This is a genomic window from Xanthomonas sp. DAR 35659 (assembly GCF_041242975.1).
Taxonomy (GTDB): Bacteria; Pseudomonadota; Gammaproteobacteria; order Xanthomonadales; family Xanthomonadaceae; genus Xanthomonas_A; species Xanthomonas_A medicagonis.
This window is the reverse complement of the sequence record NZ_CP162488.1, coordinates 2,497,606-2,511,103: the sequence shown is the minus strand read 5'-3', so window position 1 is coordinate 2,511,103 and position 13,498 is coordinate 2,497,606. Positions and strand designations below refer to the sequence as shown.

Sequence of the window (13,498 nt, the reverse complement as noted above, 5' to 3'; positions counted from 1 at the left end):
GACACGCAGCGTCGGGCGCCCTGCCCTTTCATGAGCTGCGAAGCCGCCCCGCTCAGAACATCTCGCGCTGCAGGCCCAGCGTCGCCAGCACCTTGCTGGAAATCTCCTCGATCGAGGTATGCGTGGTACTGAGGGTCGGAATCCGCTCCATCCTGAACATGGTCTCGGCCGCGGCCACCTCGCGCCGGCAGGTCTCCAGGTTGGAATAGCGCGAGTTCGGCCGCCGCTCCTGGCGGATCTGCTGCAAGCGGTCCGGATCGATGGTCAGCCCGAACAGCTTGTTGCGGTACTGGCGCAGCCGCGGCGGCAGCCGGTCGTGCTCCAGATCCTCCTCGGTCAGCGGGTAGTTGGCCGCGCGCACGCCGTAGTGCAGCGCCAGGTAGATGCAGGTCGGCGTCTTGCCGGCGCGCGAGACGGCGACCAGGATCAGGTCGGCCTCGTCGTAGTTGATGGCGATGCCGTCGTCGTGGGTCAGCGCGAAGTTCATCGCGTTGATGCGGCGATGGTAGGTCTCGAAGTCGACCATGCCGTGCGCCTGCCCCACCCGCGAATGCCGCGGCGCGTTCAATTCGCGCTCCAGCGGCTCGATGAAGGGCGCGAACACGTCCAGCATCAACGCGCCGCTTTCCGACAGCAGCATGCTCAATTGCGGATCCACGCAGGAGTTGACCACGATCGGCCGAACCTGGTAGCGCTCGCCCGCGGCATGGATGCGCTGCGCCGCCTCGCGCGCTTTTTCCGGATCGTCGATGAACGACATGCGGTCGGTGACGAAGCTGAAACCGCTGAACTGGGTGAGCAGGCTATGTCCAATGGTTTCAGCGGTGATACCGGTTCCATCGGACACGTAGAACACCGGTCTGATCGTCGACATTGCCTGCATTCTCCTGGATGAAACCCAACGGATGCGCCCGTTTCGCTTGTGCCGGCTCGGGTGCGCACTGCATCATATCGGCTTCTTCCCTCACGGACGCGGCCATCCAGCCCGCCTCGGGCGATGGCCTAACGGAGCATCGCGCTTGAACGAGAACATCCTGTGGTTGCATGAGCTGCGCCTGGCCGATCTGGCCCGCGTCGGTGGCAAGAATTCCTCGCTCGGCGAGATGATCGGCAACCTGGCCGGCCTCGGCGTCTCCGTGCCGGGCGGCTTCGCCACCACCGCCGAAGCGTTCAAGGCCTTCGTCGCCCACAACGATCTGTACCAGCGCATCTTCGACAGGCTGGCCACGCTGGACGTGGAAGACGTGGGCGCACTGACCGCCGCCGGCAAGGAAATCCGCGGCTGGGTCACCGACGCGCCGCTGCAGCCGGAGCTGGACCAGGCGATCCGCACGGCCTACGCGCAGCTGTGCGACGAGAACGGGGGCGGCGACGTGGCCGTGGCGGTGCGCTCCTCGGCGACCGCCGAAGACCTGCCCGACGCCAGCTTCGCCGGCCAGCAGGAGACCTTCCTCAACGTGACCGGCGCCGACGACGTGGTGCACAAGGTCAAGGAAGTCTTCGCCAGCCTCTACAACGATCGTGCCATCGCCTACCGCGTGCATCACGGCTTCAAGCACGAGGACGTGTTCCTGTCGGCCGGCGTGCAACTGATGGTGCGCTCGGGCGTCGGCGCCTCCGGCGTGCTGTTCACCCTGGACACCGAGTCCGGTTTCCGCGACGTGGTGTTCGTTACCTCGAGCTTCGGCCTCGGCGAGATGGTCGTGCAGGGCGCGGTCAATCCGGACGAGTTCTACGTCTACAAGCCCACCCTCAAGGCCGGCAAGCCGGCGATCCTGCGCCGCTCGCTGGGCAGCAAGGCGATCCGCATGGTGTATTCGGACGTGCCCGGCGAGCGCGTGCGCATCGAGGACACGCCGGCCGAGCTGCGCAACACCTTCTCGATCAGCGACGAAGACGTGCAGGAGCTGTCCAAGCAGGCGCTGGTGATCGAGCAGCACTACCAGCGGCCGATGGACATCGAATGGGCGAAGGACGGCGTCAGCGGCAAGCTGTTCATCGTGCAGGCGCGGCCGGAGACGGTGAAGTCGCGCGGCCACGCCACCCAGATCGAACGCTTCGCGCTGGAAAAGCGCGGCACCGTGATCGCCGAAGGCCGTGCCATCGGCCAGAAGATCGGCGCCGGCGTGGCCCGCGTGGTGCGCAGCCTGGAGGACATGAACCGGGTGCAGCCCGGCGACGTGCTGGTCGCGGACATGACCGATCCCGATTGGGAGCCGGTGATGAAGCGCGCCTCGGCGATCGTCACCAACCGCGGCGGCCGCACCTGCCACGCGGCGATCATCGCCCGCGAACTGGGCGTGCCGGCGGTGGTCGGCACCGGCAACGCGATGGAACTGATCGAGGACGGCAAGGAAGTGACGGTCAGCTGCGCCGAAGGCGACACCGGCTTCATCTACGCCGACCGGCTGCCGTTCGAGCGCACCACCACCGACCTGGGCAACATGCCGCCGGCGCCGCTGAAGATCATGATGAACGTGGCCAACCCGGAGCGCGCGTTCGACTTCGGTCAATTGCCCAACGCCGGCATCGGCCTGGCGCGCCTGGAGATGATCATCGCCGCGCATATCGGCATCCATCCCAACGCGCTGCTGGAGTACGCCAAGCAGGATGCGGCGACCAAGAAGAAGATCGACGAGAAGATCGCCGGCTATGCCGATCCGGTGAGCTTCTACGTCAACCGCCTGGCCGAAGGCATCGCCACGCTGACCGCGTCGGTGGCGCCGCACCCGGTGATCGTGCGCCTGTCGGACTTCAAGTCCAACGAGTACGCGAACCTGATCGGCGGCGGCAACTACGAGCCGCACGAAGAGAACCCGATGATCGGTTTCCGCGGCGCCAGCCGCTACGTCGATCCGAGCTTCGCCGCCGCGTTCGCGCTGGAATGCAAGGCCGTGCTCAAGGTCCGCAACGAGATGGGTCTGGACAACATGTGGGTGATGATCCCGTTCGTGCGCACCCTCGAGGAAGGCCGCAAGGTCGTCGAGGTCCTGGCCAGCAACGGCCTGCGCCAGGGCGAGAACGGCCTGAAGATCATCATGATGTGCGAGGTGCCGTCGAACGCGCTGCTGGCCGAGGAATTCCTGGAGATCTTCGACGGCTTCTCGATCGGCTCCAACGACCTGACCCAGCTCACCCTGGGCCTGGACCGCGACTCCTCGATCGTGGCGCACCTGTTCGACGAGCGCAATCCGGCGGTGAAGAAGATGCTGTCGATGGCGATCAAGGCCGCGCGCGCCAAGGGCAAGTACGTCGGCATCTGCGGCCAGGGCCCGTCCGATCACCCGGACCTGGCCGAGTGGCTGATGCAGGAAGGCATCGAGTCGGTGTCGCTGAACCCCGACACCGTGGTCGACACCTGGCTGCGCCTGGCCAAGCTCAAGAGCCAGGGCTGATGCCGATGCAGTCGTGGCTGACGGCACTGACGGCGGCCACGACCGCTGCACCGGCGGCGCCGGCCGCGCGCCCGTTCGACTGGCGGCAACTGGACTGGGCGCAGTACGCGCTCAACTGGGGCGTGGCGATCGTCATCCTGGTGGTGGGGATGTGGGTCGCCAAGCGCCTGAGCCTGTGGCTGCAGCGTGCGCTGACCCGGGCGCGGGTGGAAACCACGCTCAGCAACTTCCTGCGCAACGTCGCCTACGCGCTGATGCTGGTGCTGGTGTTCGTGACCGCGCTGCAGAAGATCGGCGTGCCGCCGACCTCGCTGTTCGCGGTGCTCGGCGCCGCCGGCCTGGCGGTGGGCCTGGCGCTGAAGGACTCGCTGTCCAACATCGCCTCCGGGGTGATGCTGATCGTGCTGCGACCGATGCGCGACGGCGACCATGTGGTGGTCGCCGGCCAGGAAGGCGTGGTCGATGAGATCCGCATCTTCCAGACCCGCATCCGCACCTTCGACGAACGCATGGTGACCCTGCCCAACAGCACCATCACCACCGCGCCGATCGTCAACTACAGCACCCTGCCCAACCGGCGCCTGGAAATCACCGTCGGCGTCGGCTATGGCGACGACCTGAAGAAGGCGCAAGAGCTGTTGCTGAAGATCGCCCAGGACAACCCGAACATCCTGAAGACCCCCGCCCCGTTCGTGCAGGTCACCAACCTGGGCGAGAGCACGGTGGACCTGATGCTGTTCGCCTACGCCAGGAACGGCGACTTCGGCGCGGCCAAGAGCAGCACGCTGGAGCAGATCCGCAACCAGTTGCTGGAGAACGGGCTGAGCATTCCGTATCCGCAGCGCGACCTGCACGTGTACCACCACGATGCCGATGGCCGTCCGATCGCCGAGCTGCTGCTCAAGGGCGTCACCGACGACGGCGAGACCAAGCCGGGACCGCCGCTGGCGCGCTGAGCGGCGGCGTCACCCGCGGTATTGCCAGCAGCCCCGCGCGACACTCCTCGTCCGGCGGCCTGCCGCATGCGCCCCGAAGGCGCCAGGAGCGCGGATCAGCCTTCGCCCTGCCCGCCCAGCGTGCCCATGAATGGGCGGTAGTAACGCAACTCGTCGATCGAATCGTGCACGTCGCTGAGCGCGGTGTGCGAGGAGGTCTTGGTCAGCCCGGCCGACACCGCCGGCGCCCAGCGCCGCGCCAGTTCCTTCAGCGTGGACACATCGAGGTTGCGGTAGTGGAAGAAGCGCTCCAGCCGCGGCATCTGCCGGTGCAGGAAACGCCGGTCCTGGCAGATCGAGTTGCCGCACATCGGCGAGGCGCCGGGCTTGCACCACTGCGCCAGGAACGCCACGGTCTGCGCCTCGGCCTGCGCCAGGGTGACCTGGCTGTCGAGCACGCGCTGCCACAGCCCGGAGTGGCGGTGCTGGTTGCGGTTCCACTCGTCCATCGCCTGCAGCGTCTGCAGCGGATGGGCGATGGCGAATTCCGGCCCCTCGGCCAGCACATTGAGCTGCGCGTCGGTGACCACCGTGGCGATCTCGATGATCGAATCGGCGTCGGTATCCAACCCGGTCATTTCCAGGTCGATCCAGATCAGACGATCGTTGTCCACACGCGGTTCCGCCATAGCACCATCCAGTCGTTCGCGCCGGCGAGGCCGGCGCGGGGGTCGTATCGGGTCGCGCATGATAGCGCGCGCGGCGCACGCGGCTTCACATGCCGACGCCTGCGCGGCGCTCAGCCGCCGAGCAACGGCCGGCCGCGCTTGGCGCGGAAATAGTTGGTCAGGCGCAGCCCGGCCGGCGCCGCCAGCACGCCGCCCCGGACCTGCACGCGGTGGTTGTGGCGCGGATCGGCGATCAGATCGAACACGCTGCCGCAGGCGCCGGTCTTGGGATCGGAGGCGGCATAGACCAGTTGCGCCACCCGCGCATGCACCACCGCCATCGCGCACATCGCGCACGGCTCCAGGGTCACGTACAGGGTGCTGCCGACCAGGCGATGATTGCCCAGCCGGCGCCCGGCCTGGCGCAGCGCGACGATCTCGGCATGCGCGCTGGGATCGTGCTCGGCGATGTTGAGGTTCCAGCCTTCGCCCAGCACTTCGTCGTCGGCCGACACCAGCACCGCGCCGACCGGGATCTCGTCGAACTCGCGTTCGGCGCGGTCGGCCAGGGCCAGCGCATACCGCATCCAGTGTTCGTCGCGCGCCAAGCGCGCGTCGTCGCCGACGCTCATCGCGGCGCGCCGTGCTTGCGCACGAACGCGGCGAACACCGCCAGCGTCGCTTCGCTGACATGGTGTTCGATCCCCTCGGCATCGCGGCGCGCGGTGTCCGCATCGATGCCCAGCGCCAGCAGGAACTGCTCCACGGTCTGATGGCGCTGCCGGCTGGCCGCGGCCAGCGCTTCGCCCTCGGCGGTCAGGAACACCCCGCGGTACGGCCGCTGCACCACCCAACCGCCCTTGACCAGGCGCTTGAGCATCTTGGCCACGGTCGGCTGGGCCACGCCCAGGCGCGCGGCGATGTCCACCTGCCGCGCCTCGCCGCCATCGGCCAGCAGGTCGGAAATCAGCTCCACATAGTCCTCGATCAGCTCCAGGCGATGCGCCTCGCGCACCTGACGGAAGCTCTCGACCTGCACTTCGGCGTCGAGCAGCACCGCTCCTGGCGCCGTCGACTTCCCGCTTTTCTGCATCGCAACGCCCTTGTCAGTGCCGGCGCCCGCCGGCCACCCGCCTATTCTGGCCGAAATCGCCGCTATCGCAGCGATTTGAATTGCAAATGCTAATCCATATAGCAAGTGCTATATACTCGTTCGCACCCCGCCCACGCCGTCGCCGCCATGGCCGCTCCCCTGCCCCTGCCAAGTTCTGCCGCAGCGCACACCCGCCATGACGAGGCGCGCCCCAGCCTGGGCGCCATGCACGCCAGCGTCGCCGTGCCGCGCAACGCGCTGGGCTGGCGCCGCCTCCTGGCCTTCCTCGGGCCGGGCTACATGGTCTCGGTCGGCTACATGGACCCGGGCAACTGGGCAACCGACATCGCCGGCGGTTCGCACTTCGGCTACCTGCTGCTGTCGGTGATCCTGCTGTCCAACCTGATGGCGATCGTGCTGCAGGGCCTGGCGGCGCGCCTGGGCATCGCCACCGGCCTGGACCTGGCGCAGGCATGCCGCGCGCACTATTCCAGGCCGGTCAATTTCCTGCTGTGGCTGGCCTGCGAGGTGGCGATCGTGGCCTGCGACCTGGCCGAGGTGATCGGCACCGCGATCGCGCTCAAGCTGCTGTTCGGCATCCCCTTGACGCTGGGCGCGATCATCACCGCGATCGACGCGCTGCTGGTGCTGTACCTGATGCGGCGCGGGTTCCGCACGCTGGAGGCGTTCGTGGCCGCGCTGCTGCTGGTGATCTTCCTCTGCTTCCTGGTGCAGATCGCACTGGCGGCGCCGCCGCTGCGCGAGGTCATGGCCGGCTTCATTCCGCGCGCGGAGGTGGTGACCAACCCCGCCGCGCTGTACCTGGCGATCGGCATCGTCGGCGCGACGGTGATGCCGCACAACCTGTACCTGCATTCGTCGATCGTGCAGACCCGTGCCTACGAACGCAGCGACGGCGGCCGCCGCTCGGCGCTGCGCTGGGCGCTGACCGACAGCACGATCGCGCTGAGCCTGGCGCTGTTCGTCAACGCCGCGATCCTGGTGCTGGCCGCGGCGGTGTTCCATGCGCACGGCCGCACCGACGTGGAGGAAATCGAACAGGCCTACGAACTGCTGGCGCCGATGCTCGGCGTGGGCATCGCCTCGACCCTGTTCGCGGTGGCGCTGCTGGCCTCGGGCATCAACTCCACCGTGACCGCGACGCTGGCCGGGCAGATCGTGATGGAAGGCTTCCTGCACCTGCGCATTCCCGCGTGGGCGCGGCGCCTGCTGACCCGCGGCCTGGCGATCGTGCCGGTGGTGGTGGTGACCTGGCTGTACGGGGAACAGGGCACCGCCAAGCTGCTGGTGCTGAGCCAGGTGCTGCTGTCGATGCAACTGCCGTTCGCGGTGATCCCGCTGGTGCGCTTCGTCGCCGACAAACGCAAGATGGGCGCGCTGGTCGCGCCGCGCTGGCTGGCCTGGCTGTCGTGGGCGATCGCCGCGGTGATCGTGGCGCTGAACGTGAAACTGCTCGGCGACATGCTGCTGCACTGAGCCGCGCGGCCTACCGCAGCGCCGATCGCCTGGACGGTGACGCGCGCACGTCGCGGGCGGCCACACCGCTCACGGACACAGCGGTTCCGGCGTGCTGGCACCGGGCCGCGCCTGCTGCAGCGCCGCGGCCAATTCGTCCAGCCGATAGGGCTTGGCGAGGATCTGCACGCCCTCGGCCTCGGCCGCGGACTTGGCCGCCTCCGCATAGCCGCTGGTGAGCAGGACCGGCAGCGCCTGGCGCCGCTTGCGTATTTCCTGGACAAGCTCCAGGCCGTTCATGCCGCCGGGCATCATGATGTCGGAGAACACGATGTCCACCGCGCGCCCGTTGGCCAGCGCCCCCAGCGCCGCCGCCGCGCTGGCCACGCGCGTGACCTGGTAGCCCAGCTGGCGCAGCATCTCATCGACCAGTGCCGCGACCTCGTCGTCGTCCTCCACCAGCAGCACGTAGCCGGCCTCGCCCAGGTTACGGCGTGCGAGTTGGACCTCCATCAGCTGGCGCTCGTCCGGTACCGGCGAGCGGAACGACCGTGGCAGCAGCAGATGGATCGCCGTGCCTCGTCCGAGGTCGCTCTCGATCCGGATGGAGCCGCCGGACTGCTGCACGAAGCCGTGCACCTGCGCCAGGCCCAGCCCCGACCCCTTGCCGATGTCCTTGGTGGTGTAGAACGGCTCGAACACCCGCGCCTGCACCTCCGGCGCCATGCCGGTGCCGGTATCGACGATCGACAGGCGGATGAAATCCGGATCGGTCGCACTGGCGCCCGGCACGTTCTGCGCGCGGACCACGATGGTGCCGCCGTTGGGCATCGCATCGCGCGCGTTGACCGTGAGGTTCAGCACCACCAGCTCCAGCTCGCCCGGATCCACCTCGATCGGCCACAGGTCGTCGGCGAAATCGAAATCCACATGCACGTCGCCGCGCAGGCTGCGGTCCAGCAACTCGCGCATGCCGCCGATCTGCCGGGTCAGGTCCACCGGCTCGGGCTTGAGTTGCTGACGCCGCGAGAACGCCAGCAACTGCTTGGTCAGGCCCGCGCCGCGCTGCGCCGCCTTCTGCATGCCGTCCATCAAGCGTTTGCGCACCGCCGGATCGGCCTGCATGTCGAGCATCGCCAGGCCACCGGAAATCACCATCAGCAGATTGTTGAAATCGTGCGCGACGCCACCGGTCAACTGGCCGATCGCCTCGATCTTCTGCGCCTGCCGCAAGGTTTCCTCGACCCGCGCGCGCTCGTCCATCTGCGTGCGCAGCAGGCGGTTGGCCTCCTCCAGTTCGCGGGTCCGCGCCACCACCTGCGCCTCCAGCTGTTGCGCCGCCGACGCCTGCGCCTGCAGCAGCGAGCGCACCTCGTACTGCCGCGCGCGCGCGCGCAGCGCGGCCTTGACGGTGCTGGTGAAGGTGATCGCCTGCACCGGCCGTTCGAGCAGGGCCACGTTGCGCAAGGCGGCCACCAGGTTGCGGCGCCAGGTCACCACCGTCGGCTGTTCCTGATGACTGGTCAGCACCACGAACGGCAGATCCGACCACGCCGGTTGCGCGTTGGCCCAGGCGAACAGGGCCGCGCAGTCCTTACCGAACAGGCCTTCCTCCGCGACGAACACCGCGGCGGCGCCGATCCGCAACTCTCGGACCAGGATCTCCAGGTCCGCGCAGTGGCAGGCCACCACGCCACCGCGCCGCAACAGGTCCACCGAGGCCGCGCCGTCGCGCCCGATCGGCGCATAGACCAGCACCCGGTTCTCGGTCGCCTCGCTACTGCTCATGCACGGCTGTCCAACAACGTCTGATCGCCTCCGCTGTAGCGCGGCGTGCCGGAGAAAATGCCGTTGAACGCCTTCAGCGGCGCGCCGACGTGGATGCCGTCGCTGCCGAGACGGAATTCGCGGATGGTGGTCTCGTGTCTGCCGGTGCGCTTCTTGACCACCGACAGCGCGCGATGCACCGTCCCGTCCACCTCGAAATAGCGCAGCATCAGCACCGAATCGCTCAGGTAGCTCAGATCCAGTGGCGCCTCGGTTGGCCCGAGCAGCCCGTGCTGGGCCAGGACCAGGATGGTCAGTACCCCCTGCTGGCCCAGGTAGCTCAGCAATTCGTGCATCTGCAGGATCAGAAAGCGTTCGTCCGGCATTGCGTTGAGGTAGCCGTTGAGGCTATCGATGACGACCACCTTCGCCTGGTCCACTTCCACGCTGCGACGCACGATCGCGGCGAACTGGCCTGGCGACATCTCCGCCGGATCGATCTGCTGGAAACGGATCAGGCCGTCGTCGAGCCTTTCCTGCAGCGGCATGCCCAGCGCGCGCGCGCGCGCCTCCACCGTGCCACGCCCCTCGTCGAAGGCGAAGAACACGCTGCGTTCGCCGCGCTCGGCCGCGGCGATGGCGAAGCTCAATGCCAGCGAGGACTTGCCGACACCAGCCGCCCCCAGCATCAGCATGTTGGTGCCGCGCTCCAGGCCGCCACCGAGCAGCCGGTCGAGCTCGTCGTTGCCGCTGGGGGCGATGTCCGTCACCGGCTTGTGCTTGTACTCGGCCGCGATCAAGCGCGGATATATCTCCAGGCCGCCCTTCTCGATGGTGAAGTCGTGATAGCCGCCGCGGAACTGGATGCCGCGCATCTTGACCACGCGCAGGCGCCGGCGTTCGGCGCCGTAATCGATGGCCAGTTGCTCCAGCAACACCACGCCGTGGGTGATGGAATGCAGCTGCAGGTCGTTTTCCTGCGAGGACAGGTCGTCGAGCAGGATCACCGTGCACTGGCGGCTGGCGAAGAAGTGCTTCAAGGCCAGCACCTGGCGGCGATAGCGCAACGGGCTCTGCGCGAGCAGGCGCAACTCCGAGAGGCTGTCGAGCACCACGCGGCTGGGGTTGAGCCGCTCGACTTCATCGAAGATCAGCTTGGTGGTCTCGGTCAGTTCCATTTCCGCCGGATGGAACACCGTGAGCTCGCGATCCGGATCCAGCGCCGTCTCCGGCGGCACCAACTCGAACACGTCCACCTGGTCCATGCTCCAGCCGTGGCGCGTGGCCACCAGCTGCAGCTCGCGCTGGGTCTCGGACAAGGTGATGTACAGCACCCGCTCGCCGCGCCGTGCACCCTCCAGCAGGAACTGCAAGGCGATGGTGGTCTTGCCGGTCCCAGGCCGGCCCTCGTAGAGATAGAGGCGATTGGAATCGACGCCTCCGCCCAATATGTTGTCCAACCCCGCACTGCCGGTCGAAATACGCGCCGGGTCTTCGCCATTCGCGGGATCGGGCTGCCGGTGGGGCGTCATGGTGGTGCCTCATGGTTGCGTGTGAATGAAGCGGGGGCGCTGCCATGGGCGCTGGCCGCGCGCTGGGACACGCTCCCGAGCGCACCCATCGTCGCCGCTGTGTGGAAACCTAGACCACGCGCGCATGCGGCCGTGCGGCCATCCTCACGAAGCGACGACGCAAGCCACACTACGTTCGGCAAAGTGATGCCGTTGTGTAGGCATGCACGTGCCCGACACCGGCCGGATCAGGCTGGCGAATGCCTTGGATCCGCCGTGCGGTCGGTGATCCCGGTAAGGGAGACGCGAAAACGCGTGGTTGATGGACTCCGTGGTCTCAGGCCAACCGGGCTTGCCCCGGCACACAGTCGAGCGACTTGCGCAGCCCTGCTCACGCCTCGTCGATTCGGACGTGGTATTTCGACGCCATCACTCGGAGATAGGAATCGTTGCCAGGAATGTAATATTCCTCCAGATCGAATCGTTGCTTCGGGTCGTATGTCTTGACTTTTTCGGCGTATGAAATCCTGTCCAGGTTCTTGTAGAACCCGGAGTCCACCATCTCCGTCGAAGAGTTTACGATTTCCATCTCGCCGAAATGGCGCTCATAGAAATTCATTCCCACGCATTCGAATTCCGCAACAACCGGAAAGCAGATCGTGGCCGCGGTCACCTTGTCCTCTTTGACAACGGTCAGCCGGATCGTCAGGCCGTCCAGTTCGGAGTATCCAATTTCAACACCGGTCGTGTTTATCTGGAAGTCCACCACTTCCGGCGCAATCCGGATCATCCGCCGCCTCCCTTGAGTGACCGACCCCGAGCAATCTTCAAAACCACCCCCAGCAAATGCCTACAATGGATAGTCCGTTCCAGCCGAGTCGACGAAGTCCTGCAAGCAAACTTCCCGTTCCTTCAGCCACGCCACCAAATCGGCATACGATTCAAATTCAATGTACGCACCAACAGCATCATAAGAAGGATCCATTCCCGATGCGATGTCTTCCGCATCGAAATCGGAAATCCGCAATTTGAACCTGGCGCTCTGCTTTGCCACCGAAGGCCAAAGAGGAGACGATCCGAGCATGGAATTGGGGGGAGTCCTCAAGGGGTAGCTCGGCCTGGAGACATCCTGCAACTGCAGTTCCAACCAACGCCGCTTCCCAGCGGCATCGGAGGGAACTTCGCAGACCACGATCCTGCCGCTCAGAACGCGCTCAAGAGGACGCATGTTCACCGTGCAAGTGCTTCATGGCGCCCACAAGCATAATCGGTCGCTGCGGAAGAGAACACCCACTGGGCGGTAGGTATGCACACGGAAGCGCCCTTAGGGCATTGAGTCGAGATTTTTCGCCTCGCCACGCCACAGCATTCCGATGGCTGGCGATGGACCGCGAAGGACGTTCAATCGCTCCCCGGCCATCGTGCACAAGGGCCGGGCGATGAATTCACCATCATTCGCCCGGCTGCGCCGGTCGGCTACAGGGTAGGAACGGTGCCACCGTCGATCCGATACTCCGTCCCCGCGATCGAGGCGGATCGCGGGGACGCCAGGAAGGCGATCAAATCGGCAACCTCGTGCGGCTTGGCGGGGCGGCCCACGGGAATTCCCCCCAGCCAATCCATCACGATCTTTTTGCCGCCCTCGTAGTCCGTTCCGGCCTCCGCGCCTATCCGCTCCGCAAACGCCACGGATGCCTCGGTCTCGATCCAGCCTGGCGCGACGCTCAATACGCGTACGCCTTTGGGCGTCACCTCGCGCGCCAGCGACTTGCTGTAGGTGGTGAGGGCGCCCTTGGCCGCCGCGTAGGCGGTGGTGGACTCGTGCAGCGGCAGCACGCGCTGGATGGAACTGACGTGGATGATGACACCGGAACCTTGCCCCAGCATCGTGGCAACAGCGCACGATCCAAGCGAACGGCCGGCATCAGATTCAGGTTCAGCTCGGCGAACCAGTGCGCGTCGCGGATCGCAGCGAACCCGCCGCCGGGCGTCTTCGAACCGCCGAGCACATTGACCAGGATATCGACGCCGCCCCACTGCTGCAGGACAGTCTCAGCGAGGTGGTGCGTGCCCTCCGCCGTGGACAGATCGGCCGCCACGTAGTGCACCCCCTCCACCGGCTGCGCCGGCAGGGTGCGCGCGGAGGTCGCCACCCGGACGCCGGCCTCGGCAAGGGTTTTCACGACTGCCGCGCCCAGGCCCAGTGTGCCGCCGGTGACCACGGCGCGCAGGCCGGTCAGGTGAAGATCGAAGCTCATGCCGTGACCTCCAGCGCTGCGATCAGGCCGCGTTCCAGGCGAAAACGGTAGGACAGCACGACCGGGCTGCCACGGAAGTCGCCGGTGACCTTGGCGCGAACGAGGTGGCCGCCGTCCTCGCGCTCGATGGCGAACGGCACGCTGGTCGCGTTGTACTTGGCCGAGGCCTCGGCCATGAAGGCCTTGATGGCGTCGACGCCGGTGTAGGTGCGACCGTCGTCCTGCATGACGGCGTGCGCCGTGAAGCATTGCGTCAGGGCGTCGGGGTTGTGTTCGGCGGCGAAGTACGCGGCAATCGGTTCGGGAAGGGTCAAAGCGTTCACGGTGCTGGCTCCTTGGGGTCGTTGAAGACCTCAGGATGCGCGCCGGCGTTAATTCAGGGAATATCCTAGAAT

12 protein-coding genes and 1 pseudogene are annotated in these 13,498 nt (G+C 66.9%); 3 read left to right on the top strand and 10 right to left on the bottom strand.

All coding sequences use genetic code 11. The features are described 5' to 3' along the window. Nucleotides 1-52: 52 nt before the first annotated feature. Nucleotides 53-874, bottom strand: a complete 822-nt coding sequence (locus tag AB3X07_RS10770; RefSeq protein ID WP_369944492.1) for a pyruvate, water dikinase regulatory protein — start codon at nucleotides 872-874, stop codon at nucleotides 53-55. Nucleotides 875-1,019: 145 nt separating this feature from the next. Here AB3X07_RS10770 and ppsA point away from each other — a divergent pair, with 145 nt between their 5' ends. Together ppsA and AB3X07_RS10760 are read left to right on the top strand one after the other, a co-directional pair. Continuing rightward, complete coding sequence (gene ppsA, locus AB3X07_RS10765; protein WP_369944491.1) at nucleotides 1,020-3,395, top strand: phosphoenolpyruvate synthase; 2,376 nt, start codon at nucleotides 1,020-1,022, stop codon at nucleotides 3,393-3,395. Between the two features lie 5 nt (nucleotides 3,396-3,400). Next, entirely contained in the window at nucleotides 3,401-4,351 is a 951-nt protein-coding gene (locus AB3X07_RS10760) for a mechanosensitive ion channel family protein (RefSeq protein ID WP_369944719.1), read from the top strand. Nucleotides 4,352-4,446: 95 nt separating this feature from the next. Here AB3X07_RS10760 and orn read toward each other — a convergent pair whose 3' ends face one another. From orn to mntR, 3 genes are all read right to left on the bottom strand, one after another. Continuing rightward, nucleotides 4,447-5,019, bottom strand: coding sequence for an oligoribonuclease (orn, locus tag AB3X07_RS10755; RefSeq protein ID WP_369944490.1), 573 nt, complete (start codon nucleotides 5,017-5,019; stop codon nucleotides 4,447-4,449). Nucleotides 5,020-5,129: 110 nt separating this feature from the next. Beyond that, nucleotides 5,130-5,630 (bottom strand): tRNA adenosine(34) deaminase TadA, encoded by a 501-nt coding sequence (gene tadA, locus AB3X07_RS10750; protein ID WP_369944489.1) that lies wholly within the window; start codon nucleotides 5,628-5,630, stop codon nucleotides 5,130-5,132. Further along, a complete protein-coding gene (gene mntR / locus AB3X07_RS10745) occupies nucleotides 5,627-6,091 on the bottom strand; it encodes a manganese-binding transcriptional regulator MntR (RefSeq protein ID WP_369944488.1) in 465 nt (154 codons plus the stop codon). Before mntR ends, tadA begins: the two co-directional genes overlap by 4 nt. Before the next feature lie 147 nt (nucleotides 6,092-6,238). Between mntR and AB3X07_RS10740 the strand changes: the two genes are divergently transcribed. Then, the gene (locus AB3X07_RS10740; protein WP_369944487.1) at nucleotides 6,239-7,588 is read left to right on the top strand and encodes an Nramp family divalent metal transporter; all 1,350 of its coding nucleotides are present in this window, start codon (nucleotides 6,239-6,241) and stop codon (nucleotides 7,586-7,588) included. Nucleotides 7,589-7,657: 69 nt separating this feature from the next. On the opposite strand, the gene AB3X07_RS10735 is transcribed toward AB3X07_RS10740, so the two are convergent. The 6 genes and pseudogenes from AB3X07_RS10735 to AB3X07_RS10710 all read right to left on the bottom strand — a co-directional run bounded on the left by AB3X07_RS10735 (nucleotide 7,658) and on the right by AB3X07_RS10710 (nucleotide 13,426). Then, nucleotides 7,658-9,355 (bottom strand): response regulator, encoded by a 1,698-nt coding sequence (locus AB3X07_RS10735; RefSeq protein WP_369944486.1) that lies wholly within the window; start codon nucleotides 9,353-9,355, stop codon nucleotides 7,658-7,660. Continuing rightward, nucleotides 9,352-10,866, bottom strand: coding sequence for an ATPase domain-containing protein (locus AB3X07_RS10730; RefSeq protein ID WP_369944485.1), 1,515 nt, complete (start codon nucleotides 10,864-10,866; stop codon nucleotides 9,352-9,354). The genes AB3X07_RS10735 and AB3X07_RS10730 overlap by 4 nt, the downstream gene beginning before the upstream one ends. A 370-nt stretch (nucleotides 10,867-11,236) precedes the next feature. Next, nucleotides 11,237-11,635 (bottom strand): hypothetical protein, encoded by a 399-nt coding sequence (locus AB3X07_RS10725; protein ID WP_369944484.1) that lies wholly within the window; start codon nucleotides 11,633-11,635, stop codon nucleotides 11,237-11,239. 60 nt (nucleotides 11,636-11,695) lie between these two features. Beyond that, entirely contained in the window at nucleotides 11,696-12,079 is a 384-nt protein-coding gene (locus AB3X07_RS10720; RefSeq protein ID WP_369944483.1) for a hypothetical protein, read from the bottom strand. Between the two features lie 242 nt (nucleotides 12,080-12,321). After that, nucleotides 12,322-13,103: pseudogene (locus AB3X07_RS10715) on the bottom strand (SDR family oxidoreductase). Beyond that, nucleotides 13,100-13,426, bottom strand: a complete 327-nt coding sequence (locus tag AB3X07_RS10710; RefSeq protein ID WP_369944482.1) for a nuclear transport factor 2 family protein — start codon at nucleotides 13,424-13,426, stop codon at nucleotides 13,100-13,102. The pseudogene AB3X07_RS10715 and the gene AB3X07_RS10710 overlap by 4 nt, the downstream one beginning before the upstream one ends. Nucleotides 13,427-13,498: the final 72 nt, after the last annotated feature.